The 21952-nt window shown below is 60.9% G+C and carries 18 protein-coding genes and 2 pseudogenes; 4 read left to right on the top strand and 16 right to left on the bottom strand.

The window, feature by feature from the left end; all coding sequences use genetic code 11:
* The 8 genes from QN219_RS21820 to QN219_RS21785 all read right to left on the bottom strand — a co-directional run.
* The coding region (locus tag QN219_RS21820; RefSeq protein WP_284002065.1) for a dihydroxyacetone kinase subunit DhaK at positions 1 to 1135 on the bottom strand (1135 nt) is incomplete at its 3' end.
* A 49-nt stretch (positions 1136 to 1184) separates the two neighbouring features.
* Positions 1185 to 2192 carry an ABC transporter ATP-binding protein gene (locus tag QN219_RS21815; protein ID WP_284002064.1) on the bottom strand — a complete coding sequence of 336 codons (1008 nt, stop codon included), beginning with the start codon at positions 2190 to 2192 and terminating at the stop codon, positions 1185 to 1187.
* Positions 2185 to 3282 (bottom strand): ABC transporter ATP-binding protein, encoded by a 1098-nt coding sequence (locus QN219_RS21810; protein WP_284002063.1) that lies wholly within the window; start codon positions 3280 to 3282, stop codon positions 2185 to 2187. Before QN219_RS21810 ends, QN219_RS21815 begins: the two co-directional genes overlap by 8 nt.
* 3 nt (positions 3283 to 3285) lie before the next feature.
* Positions 3286 to 3498 carry a hypothetical protein gene (locus QN219_RS21805; RefSeq protein WP_284002062.1) on the bottom strand — a complete coding sequence of 71 codons (213 nt, stop codon included), beginning with the start codon at positions 3496 to 3498 and terminating at the stop codon, positions 3286 to 3288.
* Positions 3495 to 4448, bottom strand: a complete 954-nt coding sequence (locus QN219_RS21800; RefSeq protein ID WP_269275511.1) for a carbohydrate ABC transporter permease — start codon at positions 4446 to 4448, stop codon at positions 3495 to 3497. Before QN219_RS21800 ends, QN219_RS21805 begins: the two co-directional genes overlap by 4 nt.
* On the bottom strand, positions 4445 to 5413 hold the full coding sequence (locus QN219_RS21795) for a carbohydrate ABC transporter permease (RefSeq protein WP_284002061.1): 969 nt from the start codon (positions 5411 to 5413) through the stop codon (positions 4445 to 4447). Before QN219_RS21795 ends, QN219_RS21800 begins: the two co-directional genes overlap by 4 nt.
* Positions 5414 to 5604: 191 nt before the next feature.
* Positions 5605 to 6930, bottom strand: a complete 1326-nt coding sequence (locus tag QN219_RS21790; RefSeq protein ID WP_284002060.1) for an ABC transporter substrate-binding protein — start codon at positions 6928 to 6930, stop codon at positions 5605 to 5607.
* 305 nt (positions 6931 to 7235) lie between these two features.
* Complete coding sequence (locus QN219_RS21785; RefSeq protein WP_284002058.1) at positions 7236 to 7487, bottom strand: helix-turn-helix transcriptional regulator; 252 nt, start codon at positions 7485 to 7487, stop codon at positions 7236 to 7238.
* A 625-nt stretch (positions 7488 to 8112) separates the two neighbouring features.
* Here QN219_RS21785 and QN219_RS21780 point away from each other — a divergent pair.
* Positions 8113 to 9927 (top strand): ABC transporter ATP-binding protein/permease, encoded by a 1815-nt coding sequence (locus QN219_RS21780; protein ID WP_284002056.1) that lies wholly within the window; start codon positions 8113 to 8115, stop codon positions 9925 to 9927.
* 111 nt (positions 9928 to 10038) lie between these two features.
* Here the strand turns inward: QN219_RS21780 and queE are convergent, their stop codons facing one another.
* The 4 genes and pseudogenes from queE to QN219_RS21760 all read right to left on the bottom strand — a co-directional run bounded on the left by queE (position 10039) and on the right by QN219_RS21760 (position 13042).
* Positions 10039 to 10776, bottom strand: a complete 738-nt coding sequence (gene queE, locus QN219_RS21775; RefSeq protein ID WP_284002054.1) for a 7-carboxy-7-deazaguanine synthase QueE — start codon at positions 10774 to 10776, stop codon at positions 10039 to 10041.
* Positions 10773 to 11129 (bottom strand): 6-carboxytetrahydropterin synthase QueD, encoded by a 357-nt coding sequence (gene queD, locus QN219_RS21770; protein WP_284002073.1) that lies wholly within the window; start codon positions 11127 to 11129, stop codon positions 10773 to 10775. The genes queE and queD overlap by 4 nt, the downstream gene beginning before the upstream one ends.
* Positions 11129 to 11839: a 7-cyano-7-deazaguanine synthase QueC gene (gene queC / locus QN219_RS21765; RefSeq protein ID WP_284002052.1), complete on the bottom strand. Its 711-nt coding sequence runs from the start codon at positions 11837 to 11839 to the stop codon at positions 11129 to 11131. Before queC ends, queD begins: the two co-directional genes overlap by 1 nt.
* Positions 11840 to 12152: 313 nt before the next feature.
* Positions 12153 to 13042, bottom strand: a pseudogene (locus tag QN219_RS21760) (LysR family transcriptional regulator).
* Between the two features lie 89 nt (positions 13043 to 13131).
* On the opposite strand from QN219_RS21760, the gene QN219_RS21755 reads away from it, so the two are divergent.
* On the top strand, positions 13132 to 14091 hold the full coding sequence (locus tag QN219_RS21755; protein WP_309486607.1) for an aldo/keto reductase: 960 nt from the start codon (positions 13132 to 13134) through the stop codon (positions 14089 to 14091).
* A 127-nt stretch (positions 14092 to 14218) separates the two neighbouring features.
* Complete coding sequence (locus QN219_RS21750; protein WP_284002051.1) at positions 14219 to 14596, top strand: Atu4866 domain-containing protein; 378 nt, start codon at positions 14219 to 14221, stop codon at positions 14594 to 14596.
* A gap of 226 nt (positions 14597 to 14822) precedes the next feature.
* Here QN219_RS21750 and QN219_RS21745 read toward each other — a convergent pair whose 3' ends face one another.
* A complete protein-coding gene (locus tag QN219_RS21745; RefSeq protein WP_284002049.1) occupies positions 14823 to 16637 on the bottom strand; it encodes an ABC transporter ATP-binding protein in 1815 nt (604 codons plus the stop codon).
* Positions 16638 to 17133: 496 nt separating this feature from the next.
* Between QN219_RS21745 and galE the strand changes: the two genes are divergently transcribed.
* Positions 17134 to 18120, top strand: coding sequence for a UDP-glucose 4-epimerase GalE (gene galE / locus QN219_RS21740; RefSeq protein ID WP_284002048.1), 987 nt, complete (start codon positions 17134 to 17136; stop codon positions 18118 to 18120).
* 213 nt (positions 18121 to 18333) lie between these two features.
* On the opposite strand, the pseudogene QN219_RS21735 reads toward galE, so the two are convergent.
* The 3 genes and pseudogenes from QN219_RS21735 to QN219_RS21725 form a co-directional block, all read right to left on the bottom strand.
* Positions 18334 to 19318 (bottom strand): annotated as a pseudogene (locus tag QN219_RS21735) (acyltransferase family protein).
* A gap of 22 nt (positions 19319 to 19340) precedes the next feature.
* Positions 19341 to 20621: an O-antigen ligase gene (locus tag QN219_RS21730; protein WP_284002047.1), complete on the bottom strand. Its 1281-nt coding sequence runs from the start codon at positions 20619 to 20621 to the stop codon at positions 19341 to 19343.
* A 7-nt stretch (positions 20622 to 20628) separates the two neighbouring features.
* Positions 20629 to 21900: a polysaccharide biosynthesis/export family protein gene (locus QN219_RS21725; protein ID WP_284002046.1), complete on the bottom strand. Its 1272-nt coding sequence runs from the start codon at positions 21898 to 21900 to the stop codon at positions 20629 to 20631.
* Positions 21901 to 21952 lie beyond the last annotated feature (52 nt).

Below are 21952 nucleotides of genomic sequence, written 5' to 3'. Positions count from 1 at the left end.
CGGGGTCACGGTGCCTTTCCGCCTCAGCTGAAAGAAGATGGTCGCAGATCGCGGCGATAAGTCGGTCTGCGGCAGAATCGTGGCTCGCCTCCGCCAACTGCGCGCCTGGCACGGCGACCACCGGCACGACGACCACTTCATGTCGCTCCACGGCGGGGACCCAGGCCTGCGGTGCGACCGGGGATCTGAGCGCCGCATCCCGCTCGGCGTCGAGCTGGATTAGCGACAGCGAGAAACCGTTCATGTTGAGTGCGGTCATCAACGGCGCCGGGCCGATAGTCAATTTTACGCGCTCGGCAAGCGAGGAGGCGAGAACGGTGTGGGCTATCAATCCCATTTCGATCGGTGGCACCGAGCCGAGATTGTTGATGAGCAGCGCGTAGTCGCCATCGCCCGGAAGCGCGGCCGAAAGCCGCTCCGACATTGTCGAGACGATGCTCCGCGCCTCTTGCAGCGCAATGCGCTCGGCGCCCGGCTCGCCGTGGATGCCGAGACCGAGTTCGCCCTCGTCCGCGCCCAACCGCTCGGAATGCACCTGCCCGGGAATGGAGCAGGATGAAAGCGAAACACCGAGGGAAACAATGCTGCCGGCCGCCGAACGGGCAGCGGCCGCGATCTTCTCGAGGTCGGCGCCGCCTTCGGAGAGATATCCCGCGATCTTGTGAACGAAAAGGGTTCCGGCGACTCCGCGCGGCTGGGCAAGATCGGGAAGCGCGATATCGTCGGCGACGATCACCATTTCGACGCGGAAGCCTTCGACGCTCGCCTTCTCGGCCGCCAGTCCGAAATTTAGCCGGTCACCGGTATAGTTCTTGACGATCAGAAGACAGCCCTTCGGCCCCGTCACCGCCCGGATCGCCGTCAAGACGGCGTCGACGCTTGGAGACGCGAAAATTTCGCCCGACACGGCTGCCGTCAGCATGCCGCGGCCGACGAATCCGGCATGCGACGGTTCATGACCGGCGCCGCCGCCCGATATCACCGCGACACGATCCTTATTCCAATCTCCGCGCAGGATGACCTTGATGTCGGGATAGGTATCGAGACGGGCGAGACTTCCGACCGGCGCCGTCTGCAAAAGACCATCCAGCGCCTCGGTAACGATGTTTTCCCTTCGGTTGAAAAAGTGCTTCATTGTTTTCTTCCCGTCTGTTCGTCTCGAATGTTCATGTTGTTCTTTAAGGTCATCGGAGCCGTTCGCCGTCCGTGCCGAAATAAAGCGGCTGCTTCAGCGTAAGACTGACGCGATCGCCCGGTTTGACCGACAGATACGGGTCGGCGAGCGTCACGATCTTGTGGCCCTCGACGCGGATATGGAGGTGGTTCTGATCGCCGAGATGCTCGATCCAGTCCACTTCGGCGTTCGCCGCCCCGGCTGTTGCGATCTCCAGGTGCTCGGTCCGGGCGCCGACCGTTCGCGCACCGGTCGGCGCCGAGGCCCCGGGCAGCAGATCGACGGGCAGGAGGTTAATGTGTGGCTGGCCAAGGCGCGCTGCCACGTGCAGGTTGGCGGGGTCCGCATAGATCTCCCTGGGCGTGCCGACCTGAATGAGACGGCCCTCCGAAAGAATGCCGATACGATCCGCCATCGTCATCGCCTCGACCTGGTCGTGAGTGACGTAGAGAAGCGTGGAGTTCAAGTCCTTCTGGATTCGCTTCAGTTCCAGCCGCAGCTCGGCGCGAAGCTTCGCGTCGAGCGATGAAAGCGGCTCGTCCATCAGGTAGATGGCGGGCCGGCGCACAAGCGCGCGGCCGATGGCGACGCGCTGCATCTCACCACCCGATAGCCTTGTCGAGCGGTTTTCAAGCTTGTGGTCGATGCGGACCATGCGCGCCACCTCGCGCACCCGATGGTCCACCTCGTCGCTGCTCAGACGACGGGCGGGAGAGCGCAGCGGAAAGGCGAGATTGTCGTAGACGCTTAAATGCGGATAGAGCGAATATTGCTGGAAGACGAAGGCGATGTCGCGCTCGGCCGGCGATTGCCGGCCGACATCCGCGCCGGCAATCGTCACCCGCCCCTTGTCAGGCCTCTCGAGGCCGGCAATCAGGCGTAGCGTGGTTGTCTTGCCCGCACCCGTAGGCCCAAGCAGCACAACGAACTCGCCATCCTTGATGGTAAGCGAAAGATCGTCGACAGCCGCCGCATCGCCGAACGTCTTAGCGATGCCGTGAAGGATGACTTCAGCCATTGCGGGCCTCCGCGTAGAGGGATGACGCTATCGCCCTGCCCGATCGGCAGTCGAAAACGGCAAGCTTTGCGGGATTGAATTCCAGCCCCACGGTTTCGCCGAGCCTGAAGCTGCGGTCCGCCGAGACGCGCGCCTTGACGATGCCTGAGGCGGTTTCGACCGCGACGATCTGGTTCGTGCCGAGATACTCGCTGCCATAGACCCCGCCGCGAAGACGAGAGCCGTCGCTGAAGCGGATATGTTCCGGACGGACGCCGAGGGCCAACTCGCCCGGCGACACGTCCTCAGCCACTTCGGGCACGGCGACATCGACGCCGTTCAGGACCACCGATCGCATGCCCCGATGCAGCCCGGAGGTAAAGCGCATGAAATTCATCGGCGGCGAGCCGATGAAATCGGCGACATACATGGATGCCGGCCGGTTGTAGATCTCCTGTGGAGTGCCGAACTGCTCGATCACCCCGTGGTTCATCACCGCGATCTTGTCGGCCATGGCCATGGCCTCGTGCTGATCGTGGGTGACATAGACCGTCGTTGCATGGATGCGATTGTGCAGTTCGCGCAACTCATGGACCATGACCTCGCGGAACTCGGCGTCGAGCGTCCCGAGAGGTTCGTCCATCAGGAAGCATTTGGGTCGGCGGATGATCGCCCTTCCGAGCGCGACGCGCTGCCGATCGCCGCCGGCGAGACCGGAAACCGACCGGTCAAGAATATGATCGATGCGCAACAACCTTGCGGTCTCCTCGACGCGGGCGCGGATTTCTGCCCTGGGCACGCCTTGGGAAAGGAGCGGAAAGCCGATGTTCCTGCGCACGTTCATGTGCGGATAGAGGGCGAAGAGCTGGAACACGAAGGCGATGTCGCGCGCACTGGCGCGGTTGAATGTGACGTCCTCGCCATCAAGAAAGATCTTGCCGCTGGTTGGAAGCTCGAGTCCGGCAATCATTCTGAGCGTGGTCGTCTTCCCGCAACCCGAAGGGCCGAGCAGCGCCAGAAATTCTCCATCCGCCACCGTGAAGCTCGAATCCTCCACTGCAGCAAACTCGCCGAATTGCTTGCGAAGATTTACAATTCTGATCTCGGACATCGTTCACTCCGGGAACTTCGAAACGATGATGAACATCACCGTTCCGGCGAGCAGGGCCGCAAGCGAATAGGTGTAAAGCACCAGCAGGAACGGCTGAAAGAGCATCAGAAACCCCGCGGAGATCAGCACCGTCGCGATATTTTCCATGGGGCCGCGCCGTATGAAGAACGGTCGCTTCTGCCGGGGCGGACAGGTGGTTAGCCGGTGGTTCGTCATTTGCGGACCGCTCCGAAAGTAATGCCGCGCAGCAACTGCTTGCGCAGGATGATGGTGAAGACAAGGATCGGCATCAGGAAGATCGTCGTGCCCGCGGCAACCGCCGGCCAGTCCTGCCCGCCCTCGCCTATAATGGTAGGAATGAAGGACGGAGCCGTCTGGGCAGAGCCCGAGGTCAGCAGCACCGCGAACGCGTATTCGTTCCACGCAAAGATCAGGCAGAAAATCGCGGTCGCCGCAATTCCGGTGGTGGCCTGCGGCAGGACGACCTTCCAGAAGGCCTGCAGGCGCGTGTAGCCGTCGATCATTGCGGCTTCCTCGTATTCGCGGGGGATTTCGTCGATGAACCCCTTGAGAAGCCAGACGGCGAGCGAGACGTTGACGGCAGTGTAGAGAAGGATCATGCCGAGCGCCGTGTCGGAAAGGCCGAACTGCCGGTACATCAGGTAGATCGGGATCGCGACCGCGATCGGCGGCATCATCCGGGTCGAGAGAATGAAGAACAGGAGGTCGTCGGCAAGGGGCACGCGAAACCGCGAGAAGCCATAGGCTGCAAATGTCCCGAGCAAGACGGCAAGGAAGGTCGAGCCGAAGGCGATGACCAACGAATTGCCAAAGCGCGGCCAGTAGTTCGAAGGTCCGGCAATGACCATGTTGCGGCTGCGGGTGATCTCGTCGCAGGTGCCGGTCGGCGGCGGAAGCGATTGGATATAGTCCGGCGTCTGCCGGGTGCGCGTGGTGAAGAGGTTGCAATAACCCTCGAGCGTCGGGCTAAAGACGATCTTCGGCGGATAGCTGATCGAGTCCGGCGGCGACTTTATGCTCGTGAGAAAGATCCAGGCGAGCGGGATCATCGTCACCAGCGCATAGAGGATGACGATCGCGCCGGCGATGCGCTTGCTGGTCGGTGTCGGCTCGACCACGGAATGGGCGGCGTTGACGGAACTCATCTCTGCTTCACCTTGTTCAGGGCTTTGACATAGATGTTGGCAAGGCCGAACACTGCGACGAAAAGGATAATCGCGAAAGCGGAGGAGCGTCCGGTCAGCCAGCTTTCGAACGCCTCTCGTTTCAGCGTGATCGATGCGACCTCCGTGGTCGAACCGGGCCCGCCGCCGGTCAGAAGCATAACCATGTCGAACATCTTGAAATTCTCGATGCCGCGGAAAAGCACTGCGAGCATGATGAAGGGCAAGGCCATCGGCACGGTGATCGACCAGAATTGCCGCCAGGCCGAGGCGCGGTCGACCTCCGCCGCCTCGTAGATATAGTCCGGTATCGATCTGAGGCCGGCGAGGCAGATCAGCATGACGTAGGGCGTCCACATCCACGTATCGACGATGATGATCGCCCATGGTGCCAGCGAGACAGAGCCGAGCATCTCGAAGGATGACGGCGGAATGCCCGAAAAATACGAGACGATATAATTGAAGAGCCCAATCTGCGGCTGGTACAGGAACCGCCAGAAATTGCCGACGACGGCGGGCGACAGCATCATCGGGATCAGGATCACCGTCGTCCAGAACGCATGGCCGCGGAACTTGCGGTCGATGAGATAGGCAAGTGAGAACCCGATGACCGTCTGCAGCAGAATGGTCCAGAAGACGAAATGTGCCGTTGTCTGCATCGCGATCCAGATATCGGGATCGTTCAACACGCGTTGATAGTTGCGCAGGCCCACGCCTGTAATTTCGGCGTTGGGCCGGTTCGCGCGGAAATTCGTGAAGGACAGGTAGACTGCCCAGATCAGCGGAAAGATGTTTATCGCGAGCAGCAGTGCAATCGTCGGCGTTATGAACAGCCAGGCGATGGCGCGGTCCGAGAGGCCGCGAACGCGCCTTGCGATCACTGTGGGTGTGGAGCGGACAAGAACCTCGGCTGATCGCTCCGCGATGGTGGAAGGGGCATCAGTCACAGAAATCACCTGAATGAAGCAAGGGGTCGGGCGCCGGTCATGGCGGCCCGAACGACGACGTCCGGGCCACCTTCCTGGGAGAACCATTTCATCGCAAACTCAGAGCGGGATGAGGAAAAGTGTGTGCGGTTTTCCGCTCGCACCACGCTCTAACTCACTAGAATCGAGCATGTCTTGCGATTCTGGGTGATCTAGAGCTTGCCTTCGTCCTCGAAGATTTCCTTCCAGTCGCTGACCAAAGCATCCAGGGCCTCCTGTGCCGTACCTTGATCTGCGACTACATAGTCGTGCAGTCGCTTCTGCATGGCCTGCAGCAGGATGGCGTAGGACGGTTCCTGCCAGAAATCCTGCACCTGATTCATGGCGAGCAGGAAGTCGGCAGCAAATGGTTGGCTTTCCTTGAAGGACGGATCGTTCAGCACCGCATTGTGAACGGCATAGCCGCCGAGCGACCACCACTTCTTCTGGACGTCTGGCTGGGCGAACCATTTGATGTAGGCGAGCGCGCCGTCCATGTTGTCGGTATTGGCAACGACGGACATTCCCTGACCGCCGAGAGTCGATGCCGCAACCTTCTGCTTAGGATTGACGAAGAAGCCGATCTTGTCTCCGCCGACCTTCTCGTCCTTGTAGAGGCCGGGGAAGAAGGCAAACCAGTTCATGGCCATTGCGACCTGACCGGATTTGAAGGCGTCGAGGCCCTCGGTCATGTAGCTGTCGGTGTATCCCGGCGGCTGGCAGCACTTGTAAAGCGCCTTGTAGGCTTCGAGACCTGCGACGGCATCTGCTGAATTGACGGCGCCCTCCATGTCATACTTGCCGGCGGTGCTTTCGTATTTGAAGCCATAGGAGTAGAGCGCGGACGTCGCGCCCATGGCAATGCCCTCGGAGGCGCGCTCCGTGAAGATCGCCGCGCCATAGACCTTCTGGCCGTCAATCTCCCGGCCGGTGAAGAATTCAGCAACCTGCTTCAACTCGTCCCAGGTCTGAGGCGGACCGAGATCGCGGCCATGTTTTTGCTTGAACTCGGCTTGCAGTTCGGGCTTGGCAAACCAGTCCTTGCGATAGAACCAGCCATTGGCATCGCCCATCGCCGGCAGCGCCCAATAGTTCGGCGTACCCTTCGGCCAGGTGGAATAGGCATTGACCGCGGCCTCTGCGAAATCGCTCATCTTGATTCCTTCCTTGTCGAAGAAATCGTTGAGCTTCACGTAATAGCCGTTTTCGGCCGAACCGCCGATCCACTGGCTGTCTCCGATCAGCACGTCGCAGAGTTTGCCGCCGGAGTTGAGTTCGTTAAGCACCCGGTCCGCGAAGTTCGGCCACGGCACGAACTCGAACTTCATCGTCGTGCCGGTTGCGGCGGTAAAGTCCTTGGATAATTCCACCAGCGCGTTTGCCGGATCCCAGGCCGCCCAGCAAAGCGTCAATTCATCCGCCTTCGCCATTGCCGGTAGCGCCGCCGACAGCACGAGTGCCGACGACATGCCCATCAGAACCTTCATCATCTTCCGCATGTATTCCTCCCAGATACAGGAACCGACGAAACGCCGATTTCGGAAAATTCTCCCTTCGATGAATGCCCAGCACGGTCACTCCCTTATGTTGAGCAATATGTTGAGTGAAATACATTCTACTAAACATGGCAAGCGTAATTCGTCGCTGCGGCGCACCATGGTCGCGCGAGGGAGGCTCCCCGGCGGCGTACCGCTGAGCCTGGTGAAGGAAAAAGGAAGTTTGGAGACGGGCGACTATAGGTTGCGCAGGGAGGACGCGAGACTTTCCGACCGGCCCGCACGGCGGGAACCGGTCGGCTTGTCCGTCAAATTTCTACGGTCAGGAAGTTAGATAACGGCAGCTGCAATGCAGATGCGATACGCTTTAGTCTTGCTGGATTCTTATCCAAGCCACTTTCGATTTCACTGATTTCGACGTTGGCAAGGCCACAGGTGACAGCAAGATCTTCGATGCTGTAGCCGACGGCCTCACGAGCAGCCCTGACGCGGGCGGCAACGTCGTTGGCTGCGACGGCAGCGGCTTGCTTGCTGTCAAAACTGGAGAGTGAAATAGACATAAATGTCTCCTTCTCTTGGCATTGAATTTTTATAAATTCGATGTTGAGGGGGGCGACAGGCGCCTTGGCGACGGCGGTAACGTTTTATGTCATCATTGTAACATAGACAAGCCACCATACGGCGAAACGTACCTCAACGGCTTCGCCTCGCTTCGTTCAAATCGAATGCAATCACGCTTGTAGCTCGTTGGGGCACGCTCACGGGGTTTGCTTTATCCACAGGGCGAGAGATCCTCTCCCCGCCCAGCAAAACCCTGTTCCCTGCACGCGCCGTTGGCCATAAACTGCAAGCATGATCGTTTTTAGTTTCGCTGCATTTCAGCACGTCCAGATCTTCAGTGGCATATTTGCATTGCATAGGCTGCTGCTCGACGCTGAAACGCGATATCGCGACGGCGGCAACGAGTCCGAATTTCCCGGTGCTCCGCGGAATAGACAGCCGCCGCCTCCTGAAACCGGCGACGCCGGTTTGACACGGCATCCGACCGAGTTGTGTCCGTCACCGGATCCAGTGCGACCGCAAGATCCTTCAATACGATGGCGGTATCCAGGCTGGGCAATGGCCCGGCCTGGAATACCCGAACGGCTTTGATGGGCTGCCCCTTCTGAAGGGAAGGAACTGAAGATGACGAATCAAGCCGGAGCGAACGTAGCGCCCAAGCCCCCGGGAGCGGAGGGCACGACCCTCCGAGACCAGTTCGCCATGATGCGCCACGCCTTCATGGCGTCCCCGCTGCTGAAGCCAATCCTGTGGCTCACGGCCGGCAGCTTCGCGATCATCATCGCGACAGCGATCGGACAGATCATCCTCAACCGCTGGAACCGACCTTTTTTTGACGCGATCGAGCGGCGCGATCTCGACGCCTTTTTCTATCAGCTCTTGTTGTTCGTCGGCATCGCCGGTGGCCTGCTGGTGCTCAATGTCACGCAGCAATGGCTCAATCAGATGGTGCGTTTGAAGCTGCGCGAGGGATTGACGCTCGACCTGATCAACGAATGGATGCGGCCGCTGCGCGCCTTCCGGCTTGCCAACTCCGGCGCAATGGGCATCAATCCGGACCAGAGAATGCAGGAAGACGCGGGCCATCTTGCCGATCTCACCACGGACCTCGGTTTCGGCCTTCTCCAGTCGTCCATCCTACTCACGTCTTTCGTGAGCGTCCTCTGGGCGCTTTCAGCAGGCTTTGTTTTCCACATCGGCGGCTACTCGCTCGAGATTCCGGGCTATATGGTCTGGGCAGCGATCCTTTACGCTGGCTCGGCATCTTGGCTGAGTTGGCTTGTCGGGCGGCCGCTGATCACCTTGAACGGCGACCGCTACGCGCGCGAAGCGGAACTGCGTTTCTCGCTGATGCATGCCAACGAACATATCGACGCCATCTCGCTTGCCGGAGGCGAAACCGGCGAGCGGCGGCGTCTGGAGCTCGATCTCGCGACCGTGCTCGGCGCCATGCGCAACATCTACCGTGCCCAGATCAATCTTGCATGGGTCCAGGACGGCTACGGCTGGGTCACGGTCGTCGCGCCGATCCTGGTCGCCGCGCCTGTCTATTTCGCCGGCGAAATCAGCTTCGGCGGCCTGATGATGGCCGTCGGCGCCTTCAACCAGGTTCATACGTCGCTCAAATGGTTCGTCGCCAATATCAGCGCCATCGCCGACTGGCGGGCGACGCTTCTGCGCGTCGCGGCCTTCCGCCGCGCGCTGATCATGACCGACGTCCTGCATGACGCGGAAAAACGGATCGAGTTCGTCGAGAATGACACAAACAAGCTGACCTTCGACAATCTCGAGGTCGCATCATCGAGCGGAAGCACCAGGCTTGCCGAACCGCATATCGAGATCGGCGCGGGTCAGCGCGTGATCATCAGCGGCGATCCCCGTGCGGGAAAAACGCTGCTGTTCCGCGCCCTTGCACGGCTCTGGCCGTGGGGAGGCGGGCGCGTCGGGATGCCGGCTGGCGAGATGGTGGCATTCATCCCGCGCTCGCCGTATTTCCCCCGCGGCAAGCTGCGCGACGCACTTTCCTATCCGCGAGCCGGTGCCTTCTCGGACGCGAGCCTCGTTGCAGCGCTTTCCAAGGTTGGACTCGACCAGCTGACCACGCTGCTCGATCGCGAAGCGCGTTGGGAGCGCGAACTCAGCGATGACGAACAACGTTCGCTCGCCTTCGCACGACTTATCCTCCATCGGCCGCGATGGGTGATCCTCGACGAAGCGCTCGAGACGATGGATGGGGAGGCCATGAAGCTGGCCCTGTCCATTTTCGAAGACGACCTCCGTGAGACCGCCGTCGTCAAGATAGGCCGCACACCGCGGAACGGCGCCCTCTTCTCCCGCGTCATCCATCTCGTGAAGGATCCCGAAGGCCCGGTTCTCAAGCCTATTCGCTTTGGTGGCAGCGCGCACGAGAAGGAGGTGGCGGCGAGCGTTGCTCCTTGACGGACGCCGTCGGGTTCAGACAAAGCCAAGAAAAGCGCGCGTATCGGTTTTCCGTCCGGAACTGCGTGGTTTCAAAGAGTTCGATCATTTCACTGGAACAAGTGAAATGGCCTAGACGCCGCGCTTGTTGCCCCAGAGCAGCACGTGCAGTTGCGGCAGGACGCGCGCCTCGAACCAGCGGTCTTCGGTGACCTTGGCGACCAGCCAGCGCATGCGCTCCATCACGCCATCAATGTCGATCGCCGCGTCGTCGTCATCGGGGGGCGGCGGTGTGTGGTTGCCGGGTTGCAGATAGACGGGCAGTTGCGGATAACGTTCGGCCGTCGCTCTGGCATAGGTATAATCCGCCTCGTCGAAGACGACGATCTTCAGCACCGTTTGCGGCCTGCCCTGAGACAGGCGGAGACAGGCGTCGAATGCCTGCCAGTCCGTTTCCATCGAGCTTGACGGTGATTTCGGGCTCAGCACCAGCACGTCGAGATCGGCGAACCAGTCCCGGGCAACCGACCCCTGCGTTTCGAGCGCAAAACGATAGCCTTCGCTATGACCGCGAGCGATGAGTTCCCCAAGCGGCTGGATTGCCGGATTACCGCCGGAGAGCGAAACCATCACCGATTTGCCGCCGGAGAGCCGCGTAATCTCCCGCCAGACATCTTCGGCGGACATCGTCCGCCATTCGTCGCGATAGCGGCTGTCGACCGCATGCAGGCTGTCGCACCAGGAGCAGCGATAATCGCACCCACCGGTCCTGACAAAGACGGTCGGCAGGCCGATCAGCACGCCCTCACCTTGTATCGTCGGCCCGAAAATCTCGCTGATGCGGATCTCCGCAGATCTGTCGGCGGTCATGGCCGGTATTCCGCCCAGGTCTTGGCAGTCTCGCTGACGCGCACCGCGGTCGTCTCCGGAAGCCGCGCCTTGCACCAGTCGTAGAAGTGCTGCGCCAGGCATTCTGCCGTCACCCTGCCGTGGCCGAGAACGTCATTGAGATGCCGGTGATCGAAGGTCTCATCGATGTAGTGCTTCAACGGAGCGAGCTCATGATAGTCGCGGACGAAACCATGTTCGTTCAAGGTTTCAGCCGAAAGCTCGACCTCGACGATATAGTTGTGCCCGTGCAATCGGGCACACTGATGTTCGGCCGGCAGGCTCGTCAGTTGATGCGAGGCGGAAAAATGGAACTCCTTGGTAATGCGGAACATCATTTGACCTCCTCGGCGGAAAAGGCGCCGGTGGCGGCTGCCCAGAAATCCGGATCGTCGTATTCGGTCGGATCCTCGACACCCGCCAGATGAAAGGCCTCGCGCCGTTCGACGCAGGTGCCGCAACGGCCGCAATGGCGCACCCCGCCCTTGTAGCAGGACCAGGTCTCTGCAAATGGAGTTCCCTTCCTCGCCCCGTCGGCGACGATCTCGGCCTTCGAGACGTTGACATACGGTGCGTAGAGGGTGACGTCGGCGTAGCCCTCCAGCGCGTGGTTCTGCATGGTCTGGAAGGCGCTGATGAATCCCGGCCGACAATCGGGATAGATGAAGTGGTCTCCGCCATGCACGGCAGTCGCGACCGCGTCTGCCTTGCGGGCGGCGGCAACGCCGAAGGCGATGGCGAGCATGATGGCGTTGCGGTTCGGCACCACCGTCACCTTCATCGTTTCCTCGGCGTAGTGCCCGTCCGGCACGTCGACATCGTCGGTCAATGCCGAACCGCTCAAGGAGCGGCCGATCTCGCGGATGTCGATGATCTGGTGAGAGACGCCGAGACGTTCGGCGCAGGCGGCAGCGAAATCCAGTTCCTTTCGATGCCGTTGGCCGTAGTCGAACGACAGCAGGCCGACAAGTTCGTGTTCCGCCGCCACCTTGTACGCAAGCGAAACGGAATCCAATCCGCCGGAGCAGATCACAATGGTTTTCATGACAGGTGTCCTTGTTTTGACCGGGTAGGCTGCGACCGGAGTGTTACCTGCGGGCCTTTTAGGCCAAACGGCACGACTTGTGAATACCCGTGGGGGGAAGACACGAAGTCTGTCCCACGGCCAAAGGCGACCCCGCCCTGAGCGTCTCCAGCGTCGCCCCGAGTCCGGGAGTCCAGGAGGCTGGATCGCATCCCGAACCTGCAGAACCATGGCAACCCGTGTAGCTGCCTGGCGCATCCACCGAATTGGCGGTGCTGCCAGCGGTCACGCCGTCTGCGAGCATGCGCGGCCGCTCGAACCGCAGATCGCCGGGCTATCGCCGCCGCCTCACATGCTCGATCAGGGCGCGCAGCTTGGGGGCAAGGTTCCGTCGGTTGGGAAAATAGAGGAAAAAGCCGGCAAACGGCGGGCAATACTCCTGGAGGAGAGGCACCAGTTGCCCAGACAAGACATAGGGGCTGAAGGTGTCCTCCATGCCGAAGGTTATGCCGCCCCCTGCACAGGCCGTGCGGATCATCAGCCACATATCATTGGTGGTAATCTGAGGATTGACCGCGACGTCGAACTCGCGTCCATTTTCACTGAATTCCCAGCGGTAAGGCGCAGTCTGCGGTGCAGGACGCCAGCCGATACAGCGATCTGCGCCAATTCAGATGGATGCGACGGCCGGCCGAAGCGCTCGATATAAGAGGGTGCGGCAACTGCGGTCTGACTTTGTTCGCCGGATACCGGGATAGCGATCATGTCCTGGTCGATCACTTCGCCGAGCCGCACCCCTGCATCGTATCCTTCGGCCACGATGTCGAATTCCTCGTCGGTAACGGTCACGTCGATCTGGACCGCAGGGTAGGCGTTCGCAAAGCTCGCCAGCAGCGGTCCTGAAATGAAACGCTCCGCAATCGAGGACACTGCCAGTCGCAAGAGGCCGCTCGGGGCGGTATCCCGATCCGCGGCTGCATCCAGAGCGGAGCCGACCTCCGCAATGGCTGGTGCCACGCGCTGGTAAAGCTGGTCGCCTGCCTCTGTCAGGCTGACGCTGCGCGTTGTGCGCCGAAAGAGCGCGACGCCAAGCCGATCTTCGAGGCGTCGGATCGTCTGGCTCACCGCCGACCGGGTGATACCCAGGTGCTCGGCGGCCGCGCGAAAGCTTCGCGCCTCCGCGACGGCCAGAAAAACAGAAATACCGGTCAGGTCGACAGCCATTGGTTATCCCAGCTTACCAGCCTGGTCATGATTGGGCAAATTGTCCGCTCCTTTGAGTGTCTCTACGTTTGGCTCGTTGGAATTTGGAGATGACCAGAATGACACTCGATAACTACAGGTTGTTAGGACGCTCGGGCTTGCGTGTTTCGCCCATGAGCCTCGGCACCATGACCTTCGGGTCGGATTGGGGGTGGGGCGCCGGTATAGCCGAAGCCCGCCGCATCTTCGATCTCTACGTCGATCGGGGCGGCAACTTCATCGATACCTCGGTGAATTACACCGACGGCGCCGCCGAATGCTTCCTCGGAGAATTCATCGGCGAGAAGCGTGAGCGGCTCGTCATTGCGACGAAGTTCACGATGGCCCGCGAGCCCGGCAACCCGAATTCGGGCGGCAACCATCGCCTCAACATGATGCGATCCGTCGAGCAGAGCCTCCGGCAGCTCGGCACCGATCGCATCGACCTCTTCTATCTGCACGGATGGGACTTTACGACCCAGCCTGAAGAGGTCATGCGGGGCCTCGACGATCTCGTTCGGTCGGGACAGATTCTTTATCTCGGCATCTGTAATACGCCGTCATGGCGGATAGCCGAAATGCAGACGCTCGCCTGCTTGCGCGGATGGTCGCCCTTTGTCGCGCTCCAGATCGAGTACAGTCTTGTGGAGCGTACCGTCGAGCACGAGCTCATGCCGATGGCCGCAGCCCTTGGACTCGGCGTGCTCCCTTGGTCGCCGCTGGGAGGCGGCGTGCTGGCCGGCAAATACTCCCGATCGGACATTCAGGACTCACGGGAGGCAGCCGTATCCCCCACCCGCAAGGGCGTAATCGCCTCCTCGGGACATCTCACCGAGCGCTCGATCGACATCGCGGACGAGGTTCGCGCCGTTGCGGAAGAGCTGGGCTCGACAGCATCCCGGGTATCGCTTGCATGGACACTTGCGAACGGCACGGTCGTATCGCCCTGGGCGCCCGCACCGTCGCCCAGGCCGAGGACAATCTGGGCGCCTTGGACGTGGTGCTGTCGCCAGAGCAGCTCGATCGACTGAATCGGGTAAGCGCCCCCGACCCCATATTCCCGGCCCGTTTCGTCGAGCGCCCCTTGGTTCAGCAACTCATCTTCGGCGGAGCCTCCGTGGCTCGCCGCACCTGACGCCTCGGGCAAAGGAAGCCAACATGCGCATCCGTTTACTCTCAATCATCCCGGCAGCCTTGGCTGCACTTGCCTCCCCGGCCGTGGCGCAGACACGAGACCAAACCCGGAGCGCAGCGCCGGCATCCACCGCATCCCAATCGCAATCTCAGGAGCAGAAGGTGACACAGAACTCTTACGCAGGCATGTGGGTCACAGAAGACGGTTACATCCGCCACGAACTTCTATCGAACGGGCGCTATGTTGAGGCACGCGGTGCACGCGAACGGGCCTATGAAGGCCGCTACGAAGTGACAGGGTCCCATATCGAATATTGGGATGATACGGGTTTTACCGCCGACGGCGACTTCGCTGACAAAAATACCCTGCATCACGGTGGCATGGTTTTGCGGCGCAAGTGAATGCGGCTGCTACGACAGGAACGACATGCCAGTACCGGTATGACGTGGACAGCAACAGATCCCGTCCACGCTCGTCCGGCCGCGCTATCGCGGCCGGACGCGCGCCTGATCAAGGAACGGGCGCACCGTGGCACCGCTTATTTCTTGCAAACCCGGTATTCGCTCGATTCCTCCGCGTGAGGCGATGCGGACGAACCCCCGGCCCGTTCGTGCAAATGAGGGCCGCTTAGCCGTCGTTGAGGACCAGCCCCTTGGTGAGCTCCAACGCCTGGCGCTCGAAGAGGCCGCGGTAAATGCCGCCTTTCAGACGAATGAGCGTGTCATGATCGCCCTCTTCCGCAATACGACCGCGGTTAAAGACCAGCAAGCGGTCGAGCGCGCGCACCGTCGATAGCCGATGCGCGATCACCAGTGTCGTGCGTCCCATCATCAGCCGCTCCATCGCCTGCTGGATAAGCACCTCGGATTCGGAATCGAGGCTCGACGTCGCTTCGTCGAGGATCAGGATCGGAGCATCCGCGAGGAAGGCCCGGGCGATGGCGACGCGCTGACGTTCGCCGCCGGAGAGCTTGACGCCGCGCTCCCCGACGAGCGTGCCGTAGCCCTTCGGGAGAGCCTCGATGAAGTCGTGGGCGCTCGCAAGCCTTGCCGCCTCCTCGATCTCGCGCTGCGTTGCTCCCGGCCGCCCGTAGGCGATGTTTTCCGCAAGCGAACGATGGAACAGGATCGGCTCCTGCTGCACGATGGCGATCTGCTGGCGGAGCGACGCCTGCGTCACGCCGGCGATATCCTGCCCGTCGATCGTGATCTCGCCTGCCGTCAGGTCGTGGAGGCGCTGGATCAGCTTGACGAAGGTCGTCTTGCCCGAACCGGAATGCCCGACGAGGCCGACCCTCTCGCCGGCGCGGATGCTTACCGAGAAGCGGTCATAAAGCGGTGCACGGTGCGCGCCGTAGTGAAAGGTCACATCCTCGAACTCGATCTTGCCGTCGGTGATGCGGATCGGCTTCGCGCCGGCCCGGTCCTCGATGCCAAGCGGCTGGGCATGGATGTCGACAAGCTCCTCCATGTCGTTGATCGAGCGCTGCAAGTTGCGGATGTGCATGCCGACTTCGCGCAGATAGCCTTGCAGGATGAAGAACGAGGTCAGCACGAAGGTGATATCGCCGGCGCTCGCCTGCCCCCTCGCCCACAATACCAGGGCAAAACCGATCACCGCCGCGCGCAGTATGAGCAGCATGGCGCCCTGTGTCGTGCCGTTGACCGTTCCGCGAGTCCACGTGCGGCGGGTCCGGTTCTGCCATTTGCCGAGCACCCTGGCGAGGCGTTGATCCTCGCGACTTTCGGCGCCGAACCCCTTGACGACGATGTTGCAGCTAACGGCGTCAGCAAGCGCGCCGCCGAGCCTTGTGTCCCAGCTGTTGGCAAGGCTCGCCATCGGCGCCACATAGCCGAGCGAAAGGGCGACCGTCGTCACTATGAAGGCGAACGAGCCGAGCCCGATGATCACCCCCATGATCGGCCAGTACCAGGCCATCAGCGCTGTCGACCCCACCAGCATGATCACCGACGGGAACAGCGCCACCAGCAGCGTATCGTTCAAGAGATCCAGCGCCCACATTCCGCGCGTCACCTTGCGCACCGTCGAGCCGGCGAAGCTGTTGGCGTGCCAGTCGCTGGAAAACCGCTGAATGTGATGAAAGGCGGCCGACGCGATATCGGACATCATCTTCAGCGTCAGGCTGACGATGCCCATGAATGTCACATGCCTGAGCACGATCGCGCCGAGCGACAGCGCCATCAGCATCAGGAAGGCCGCGACAGCCGCGTTCCAGGCAATTTCATCGGTTGGCGCGCCTGAGACGACGGCGTCGACGAGCCTGCCGGAATAAAGCGGCGTCAACACATCGGCAAGCGTGGAGAGAAGCACGGCGCCGAGGATCGCCGAAAGCCGCGCCGGCTGTTTCTTCCAATGAGCCCAGCAAAAGCGGAAAACGCTGCGGAACGCGCGGTCGCGCGCGACAAAACGAGTAAAAGCCATATGAATTGCCCGGTGACGGTGCACCGGCCTCAAAATCTAGGTCACGAAAGGAATGCCGTCAGGGAAAGCGAAACCGGTGCGGCATCAATGAATCAACGCGCTCTCCAAGGGTGGCGGAGAGCATCGGACGGAGCCAATCCCCTAAACTGCGATCAGAAGCGCAAACGCCCCATGTCACACGGAGAATATTGGATCGCCCGATAGGGAGAAGGAAAAAACTGTCATCTTAGCCTCCCTGATTCTGATCACCGGAAGACCCCTTATAGTTGAATACGGCCGCAGCGCCAAGCGCGGATATTGTATTTCGGTGTCGCTGCGGGCAAGGTGCAGCCGGTTTGCAACAGTCGCTCGCCACATCTTGTCGCAAGGTCGCTGCGCTGTCTGAAAATGCCCGTCCGTTGCAGAACTTTCACAATGTGCTGGGAATTTCGCCGCTATTCGTTGCAAACCGTACAGCGGTTCCTATTGAAACTAGATGTGATTCTCGAGGTTGCCTGTGCAGAACAACAACATTCTCGTCGTCGGCGGCGCCGGTTATATCGGCTCCCATACGTGCCTCCAGCTGGCCAACAAAGGCTACCAGCCTATCGTCTACGACAACCTCTCGAACGGCCATGAAGAATTCGTCAAATGGGGCGTCCTCGAAAAAGGCGACATTCGCGACCGCAAGCGTCTCGATGACGTTCTCGCACGACATCGGCCACGCGCGATCCTGCATTTTGCGGCCATGATAGAAGTCGGCGAGTCGGTGAAGGACCCGGCCGCGTTCTACGACAACAATGTCATCGGTACGCTTACCTTGCTGTCGGCAGCGCTCGCTGCCGGGATCGATGCTTTCGTGTTCTCGTCCACCTGCGCCACCTATGGCCTGCCCGACAGCGTGCCGATGGACGAAACCCACAAGCAGGCGCCGATCAACCCCTACGGGCGCACGAAGTGGATCTGCGAACAGGCGATGAAGGACTACGGTCTTTACAAGGGCTTGCGTTCCGTGATCCTGCGCTACTTCAATGCCGCGGGCGCCGACTTCGAAGGGCGGATCGGCGAGTGGCACGAACCGGAAACCCACGCGATCCCGCTCGCGATCGACACGGCGCTCGGTCGGCGGGAAAGTTTCAACGTGTTCGGAACCGACTACGATACCCGCGACGGCACCTGCGTGCGCGACTACATCCATGTCCTCGACCTTGCCGATGCGCATGTGCGGGCGGTGGATTATCTGCTGGATGGCGGCGAGAGCGTCGAACTTAATCTTGGCACGGGCACCGGCACGACGGTCAAGGAGCTTCTGAGCGCGATCGAAAAGGTCGCCAAGCGACCGTTCAATATCGGCTATGCCGGGCGACGTGAAGGCGACTCCACCACGCTGGTCGCCAACAACGACAAGGCTCGCGCGGTGCTTGGTTGGCAACCGCAATACGACCTTGCGGCAATCACCGAGTCCGCCTGGAATTGGCATTCACGCAGAAATCAAGGCGTCTGATTTCTGCGCTGCTTCGAGAACAATTCAAAAGCGCTGAAGCGCCGTGCGTGTGAAAGACGCGCGGCGCTACTGCATGTTCCCTTAAAATCGTAACCGATTTAAGGATAAAAACATGCAGAAATTCAAAGTGCTACAGCGTCCTTTGCGCGTCTGATAAGACGCGCGGCGCTGTAGGGTCACCGCGGCGACACAGGCGAGCGCTCCAATGGTGGCCTAGCCGGCCAGGCCTTGGGCCGCCGGTTGCATGCGTTTTCGATAAAGCAGCGGACGCTCCAGCATCGCATAGCCGGCAATGCCGATCACCGTGCCGCAAACCACCGAAACCACCATCGATATCCAGGCATCGATCCCGACCATCGAGGCGGCCTTGGCGACCACGGAAATCGCGAAGGTGTGCCAGATGTAGATCGAGTAGGAAGCATTGCCGAGAAGGTTCGGCAACTGCAGCGAACGGATATGTCCGCGAGCCTCGACCGAGAGGACGCCGACGACGAGCATCACCGCAAGCGGCCCGATTGTGAATTCGTCGAATGACAGGCGGAGAAGGCCGACAAGCGCGCGAGCAGGCGATCAGCGCCACGCCGGCCACGAGCGACGGCACCCTGCCCTTCAGCCACAACTCACCGATCACCATGCCTGCCACGAATTCAAGGATGACGGGCCGCGTGTACGTTAGTATCAAAGTATTGTCGAAGCTGGTCACCATTCCGGCCACGACCAGGAGCAAGAACAGACCGGCGATCGAAGGCAGGCGCCAGTTTCGCGGCAGCAACAGCGAGACCGCGAACACAGCGTAAAAAAACATCTCGAAATTGAGCGTCCAGCCCTGCACCAGGACCGGCCATATCTCGCCATTGCTCGGAGAGCGCATTGGCACGAAGAACAATGAAGCGAGCACATGCTTCACGGATAGAACCATATTCGGGAAAAGCCCCGCGACGCCCCCGGCGACCATGACCATCGTCGCCAGCCAGTAGACGGGCACGATTCGCCGGATGCGATCGACCACGAACCTTGCGGGGGTGACGGGCCGGCGATCGCTGATGACCCACATGATGAAGCCGCTGATGACGAAGAAGACATCAACGCCGGCCGCGCCGATCGTGAAATGATGGCCGGTCTTTTCAGCCGCGTGGAATATCACCACCGCGAGCGCTGCCACCGCGCGCAGGTATTGGATCCCGTGGATCGTTTTCATTGAGCGCCCCCATGACGCAGTATTATGCGCTGAACCGAACCCTGTAGGCTGTGGAACGCCCATCTTCCGGCCAGAGCCAGTTAGTGGTCGGTCGCGTGCGCGGGATCGTCAGCTTGCCCGCCGAAAAATACAGTAAGAACGACCCGACGTGATACGGGTTGAGAATGTCGACCTCGACGAAGGATCTGATGAGAAGCAGCATTGCAATGCCGAAGAGGACCAGCGAATCCGGATCGCGGTCTTCTGAAAGCAGCCGCTTCAGATGGCCAAACACGGTTGTGAGCAGGATCGTGGTCAGCAACAAAAGGCCGATCGCCCCCGTTTCCACGATCGCCTCGATATAGGTATTGTGAAAATGAAAGCCGGAACGCGCGGTGATGTAAAATTCCTCCCAGAGCCGTTCCGCCTCCGAAAATCCCTGGATCCAATAGGCCTGGTAGCCGATCCCGACGATCGGCGCAGCCGCGGCCGCCTCGATGCCCTGCTGCCACAGATAGGTTCGGCCGGTGAGGGTCGAATCCTTGCCGAAGGCGCCGAGCACCAGGTCGAACCCGCCGCCATAGACCACGGCCACGGCGGCAACGATGCCGAACACTGCCGCGGCGACGAAGAGCCCCTTGCGGCTTGAGGGCCGCAGCGCGGATATCACCCGCATTCCGAGGCAGAGGCTGATGATTGCCGCAGCCGTCAGGACCGAAGTTGCCGACTGGGAAGCCAGCAGAGAATAGGCAGAGATCAGCCCGGCGAAGCCCGCCGCCGCCATCCAGACACCCCGTTCGCCAAGTGTGAAAACGGCAACGAAGGCGAAATAGATACCTAGTGAAGCGTAGAAGCCCAATTGGTTCTTCGATGCAAAAGCGCCAACGAAGCTGTACGTGCCGTCCAGCGGATCGTAATGATAGACGCCGAAAAGCAGCGAATAGAGCAGGACAATGGCGACGCCGGCGATCCCTCCCCGCGTCAGTGTTTGGATATCGATCGTGCGCATGGCGATCAGCGCGCAGACGACATGGCTGAGATATTGCACTCCGGTGCGCATCGTCATCGCCGGCGCCGCCGACCAGAAGAAGGAAAGACAGGCAAATATGGTGAAGGCGTAGATCCAGAGATACTTGCCGTAGTTGCCAAGAACCTTGCGGTAGTCGACGAGGACCAGCGGCAGCCACAAAGCGTAGTAGAGCAGGATCGAAACCTGCCCGAAGCGGGGCGAATAGGCGAAGGCGAACAACGACAGCGCCACGGCCACAGCGCCGTAAAGCTGATTCACCCCAGGGCTGACGAGGCTCGCCTTCGAAATCCGCATGGTGAACTCACCGCATCGCCAGCGCGGCGCTTACTTTGATGACGTCCCCGGGCAGCACCTCGGTATTCTCGCTCGCCGCGATCTCCGTCGGCGTGCCATCCTTCTCACGGATGATCGAATAGGTGATGTTCGCCTCGGAGTTTTGCTCTTCCATTTGTGCCGCCTCGGCCGATTGCAGCAGTGCCTCGGCCATCAGGTCGCGGCTGGTGCCAACCTTCAGCGAGAGCGTTTCGAGCTCGGCCTCTGTGTTCTGCAGTTCCTGGGCGAGTTGCTCGTCCCAATCGTTACGCAGATTGGTCTCGTCCTGCGTCGCCTTGTTGTAATCCTGCTTTGCCTTGAGCGAATTGGTGTCGATGTCGAGCAGCGACGACTGCACGTCCGCGACCCTTTGTTCGAGCGCGAGTTTGCGCTGGCTCAACGCCAGCCCCTTTTCGGCGAGGCTGTCGACCTTCTCGCGGTCTTCCATGACGAGTTCGAGTTGGCGCGCCTGGGTCTCGGATTTCTTCGCAAGCGACTCGATCTCGCTTTGAAGAAGGGATTTAAGATCGGCAAGGGCTGCCAGTTGCCGCTCCTGCCGCTTGTCGCGCGACTGCATCAAAGCCGTCTCATTGGCGAGCAGCTTTTCAACCCCCTCGGCGTTCTTGAGTTCGTCGGGCAATTCGATCTTGTCGCGCTTGCCGATTTCAGCCTGAAGCCGGGCGCGGCGAATGAGCAGCCTGTTGCGCTCCGAAACCTGCACGGCGGATTCGCCGCTCGCGGTGATGTAGTCCCGAACGAATCGCTGGCCGCTGGGCGCGCGACGCAATCCCCCGCTGAGGCTGACGGCCTTGAGTACGGTCATCTTCGGCACATAGGGGTATTCGCCCGGAGTCTCCACCTCGCCGGTAAGATAGACCGGGCGGTATTGCGCCATTTCGACCGACGCCGAAGGCCGGTCGCGCAGGCCGAAGAGCTTCTGCATCTGGATGCCGATCTCGGCAGCGACTTCCGTTGTCGTCTTCCCGGAGGCTGGCAGGTCGCCGATAAAGGGCAGAGAGAGATTCCCCGATGCACCGATCGTATAGTCGCCGCTAACGGCCGACCAGTCGCGGACGGCGCCCTCGGCAGTCTGCCACTCGGCGACGCGGACGCGCAGCTTGTCCATCACGCCGAGCCGGTATTCGTCGGCCTGAGCCGCCGCGCCCCCTACCACGGCCATGACCGCGATCAGCGCGACACGCGCGAAGCAGGAAAGCTTTTGGGAGACGGCGAATGTCCCCGAAATTCTGATAGGTTGCATTTTCGTGATTTCCTGATGCTTGACACTGTCTCGACCATGCGGTCAGTGCCAA

Origin of the sequence: Sinorhizobium sp. 8-89 (genome assembly GCF_030124325.1) — a bacterium.
In the GTDB taxonomy this organism is placed as follows: domain Bacteria; phylum Pseudomonadota; class Alphaproteobacteria; order Rhizobiales; family Rhizobiaceae; genus Sinorhizobium.
This window is presented reverse-complemented; position numbering and strand designations above follow the sequence as displayed.

Coding starts and splice junctions, on each gene's coding strand:
- QN219_RS21815 (WP_284002064.1), bottom strand. CDS start 2,192: ATGGCTGAAGTCATCCTTCACGGCATCGCTAAGACGTTCGGCGATGCG.
- QN219_RS21810 (WP_284002063.1), bottom strand. CDS start 3,282: ATGTCCGAGATCAGAATTGTAAATCTTCGCAAGCAATTCGGCGAGTTT.
- QN219_RS21805 (WP_284002062.1), bottom strand. CDS start 3,498: ATGACGAACCACCGGCTAACCACCTGTCCGCCCCGGCAGAAGCGACCG.
- QN219_RS21800 (WP_269275511.1), bottom strand. CDS start 4,448: ATGAGTTCCGTCAACGCCGCCCATTCCGTGGTCGAGCCGACACCGACC.
- QN219_RS21790 (WP_284002060.1), bottom strand. CDS start 6,930: ATGCGGAAGATGATGAAGGTTCTGATGGGCATGTCGTCGGCACTCGTG.
- QN219_RS21785 (WP_284002058.1), bottom strand. CDS start 7,487: ATGTCTATTTCACTCTCCAGTTTTGACAGCAAGCAAGCCGCTGCCGTC.
- QN219_RS21780 (WP_284002056.1), top strand. CDS start 8,113: ATGACGAATCAAGCCGGAGCGAACGTAGCGCCCAAGCCCCCGGGAGCG.
- queE (WP_284002054.1), bottom strand. CDS start 10,776: ATGACCGCCGACAGATCTGCGGAGATCCGCATCAGCGAGATTTTCGGG.
- queD (WP_284002073.1), bottom strand. CDS start 11,129: ATGTTCCGCATTACCAAGGAGTTCCATTTTTCCGCCTCGCATCAACTG.
- queC (WP_284002052.1), bottom strand. CDS start 11,839: ATGAAAACCATTGTGATCTGCTCCGGCGGATTGGATTCCGTTTCGCTT.
- QN219_RS21755 (WP_309486607.1), top strand. CDS start 13,132: ATGACCAGAATGACACTCGATAACTACAGGTTGTTAGGACGCTCGGGC.
- QN219_RS21750 (WP_284002051.1), top strand. CDS start 14,219: ATGCGCATCCGTTTACTCTCAATCATCCCGGCAGCCTTGGCTGCACTT.
- QN219_RS21745 (WP_284002049.1), bottom strand. CDS start 16,637: ATGGCTTTTACTCGTTTTGTCGCGCGCGACCGCGCGTTCCGCAGCGTT.
- QN219_RS21730 (WP_284002047.1), bottom strand. CDS start 20,621: ATGCGGATTTCGAAGGCGAGCCTCGTCAGCCCTGGGGTGAATCAGCTT.
- QN219_RS21725 (WP_284002046.1), bottom strand. CDS start 21,900: ATGCAACCTATCAGAATTTCGGGGACATTCGCCGTCTCCCAAAAGCTT.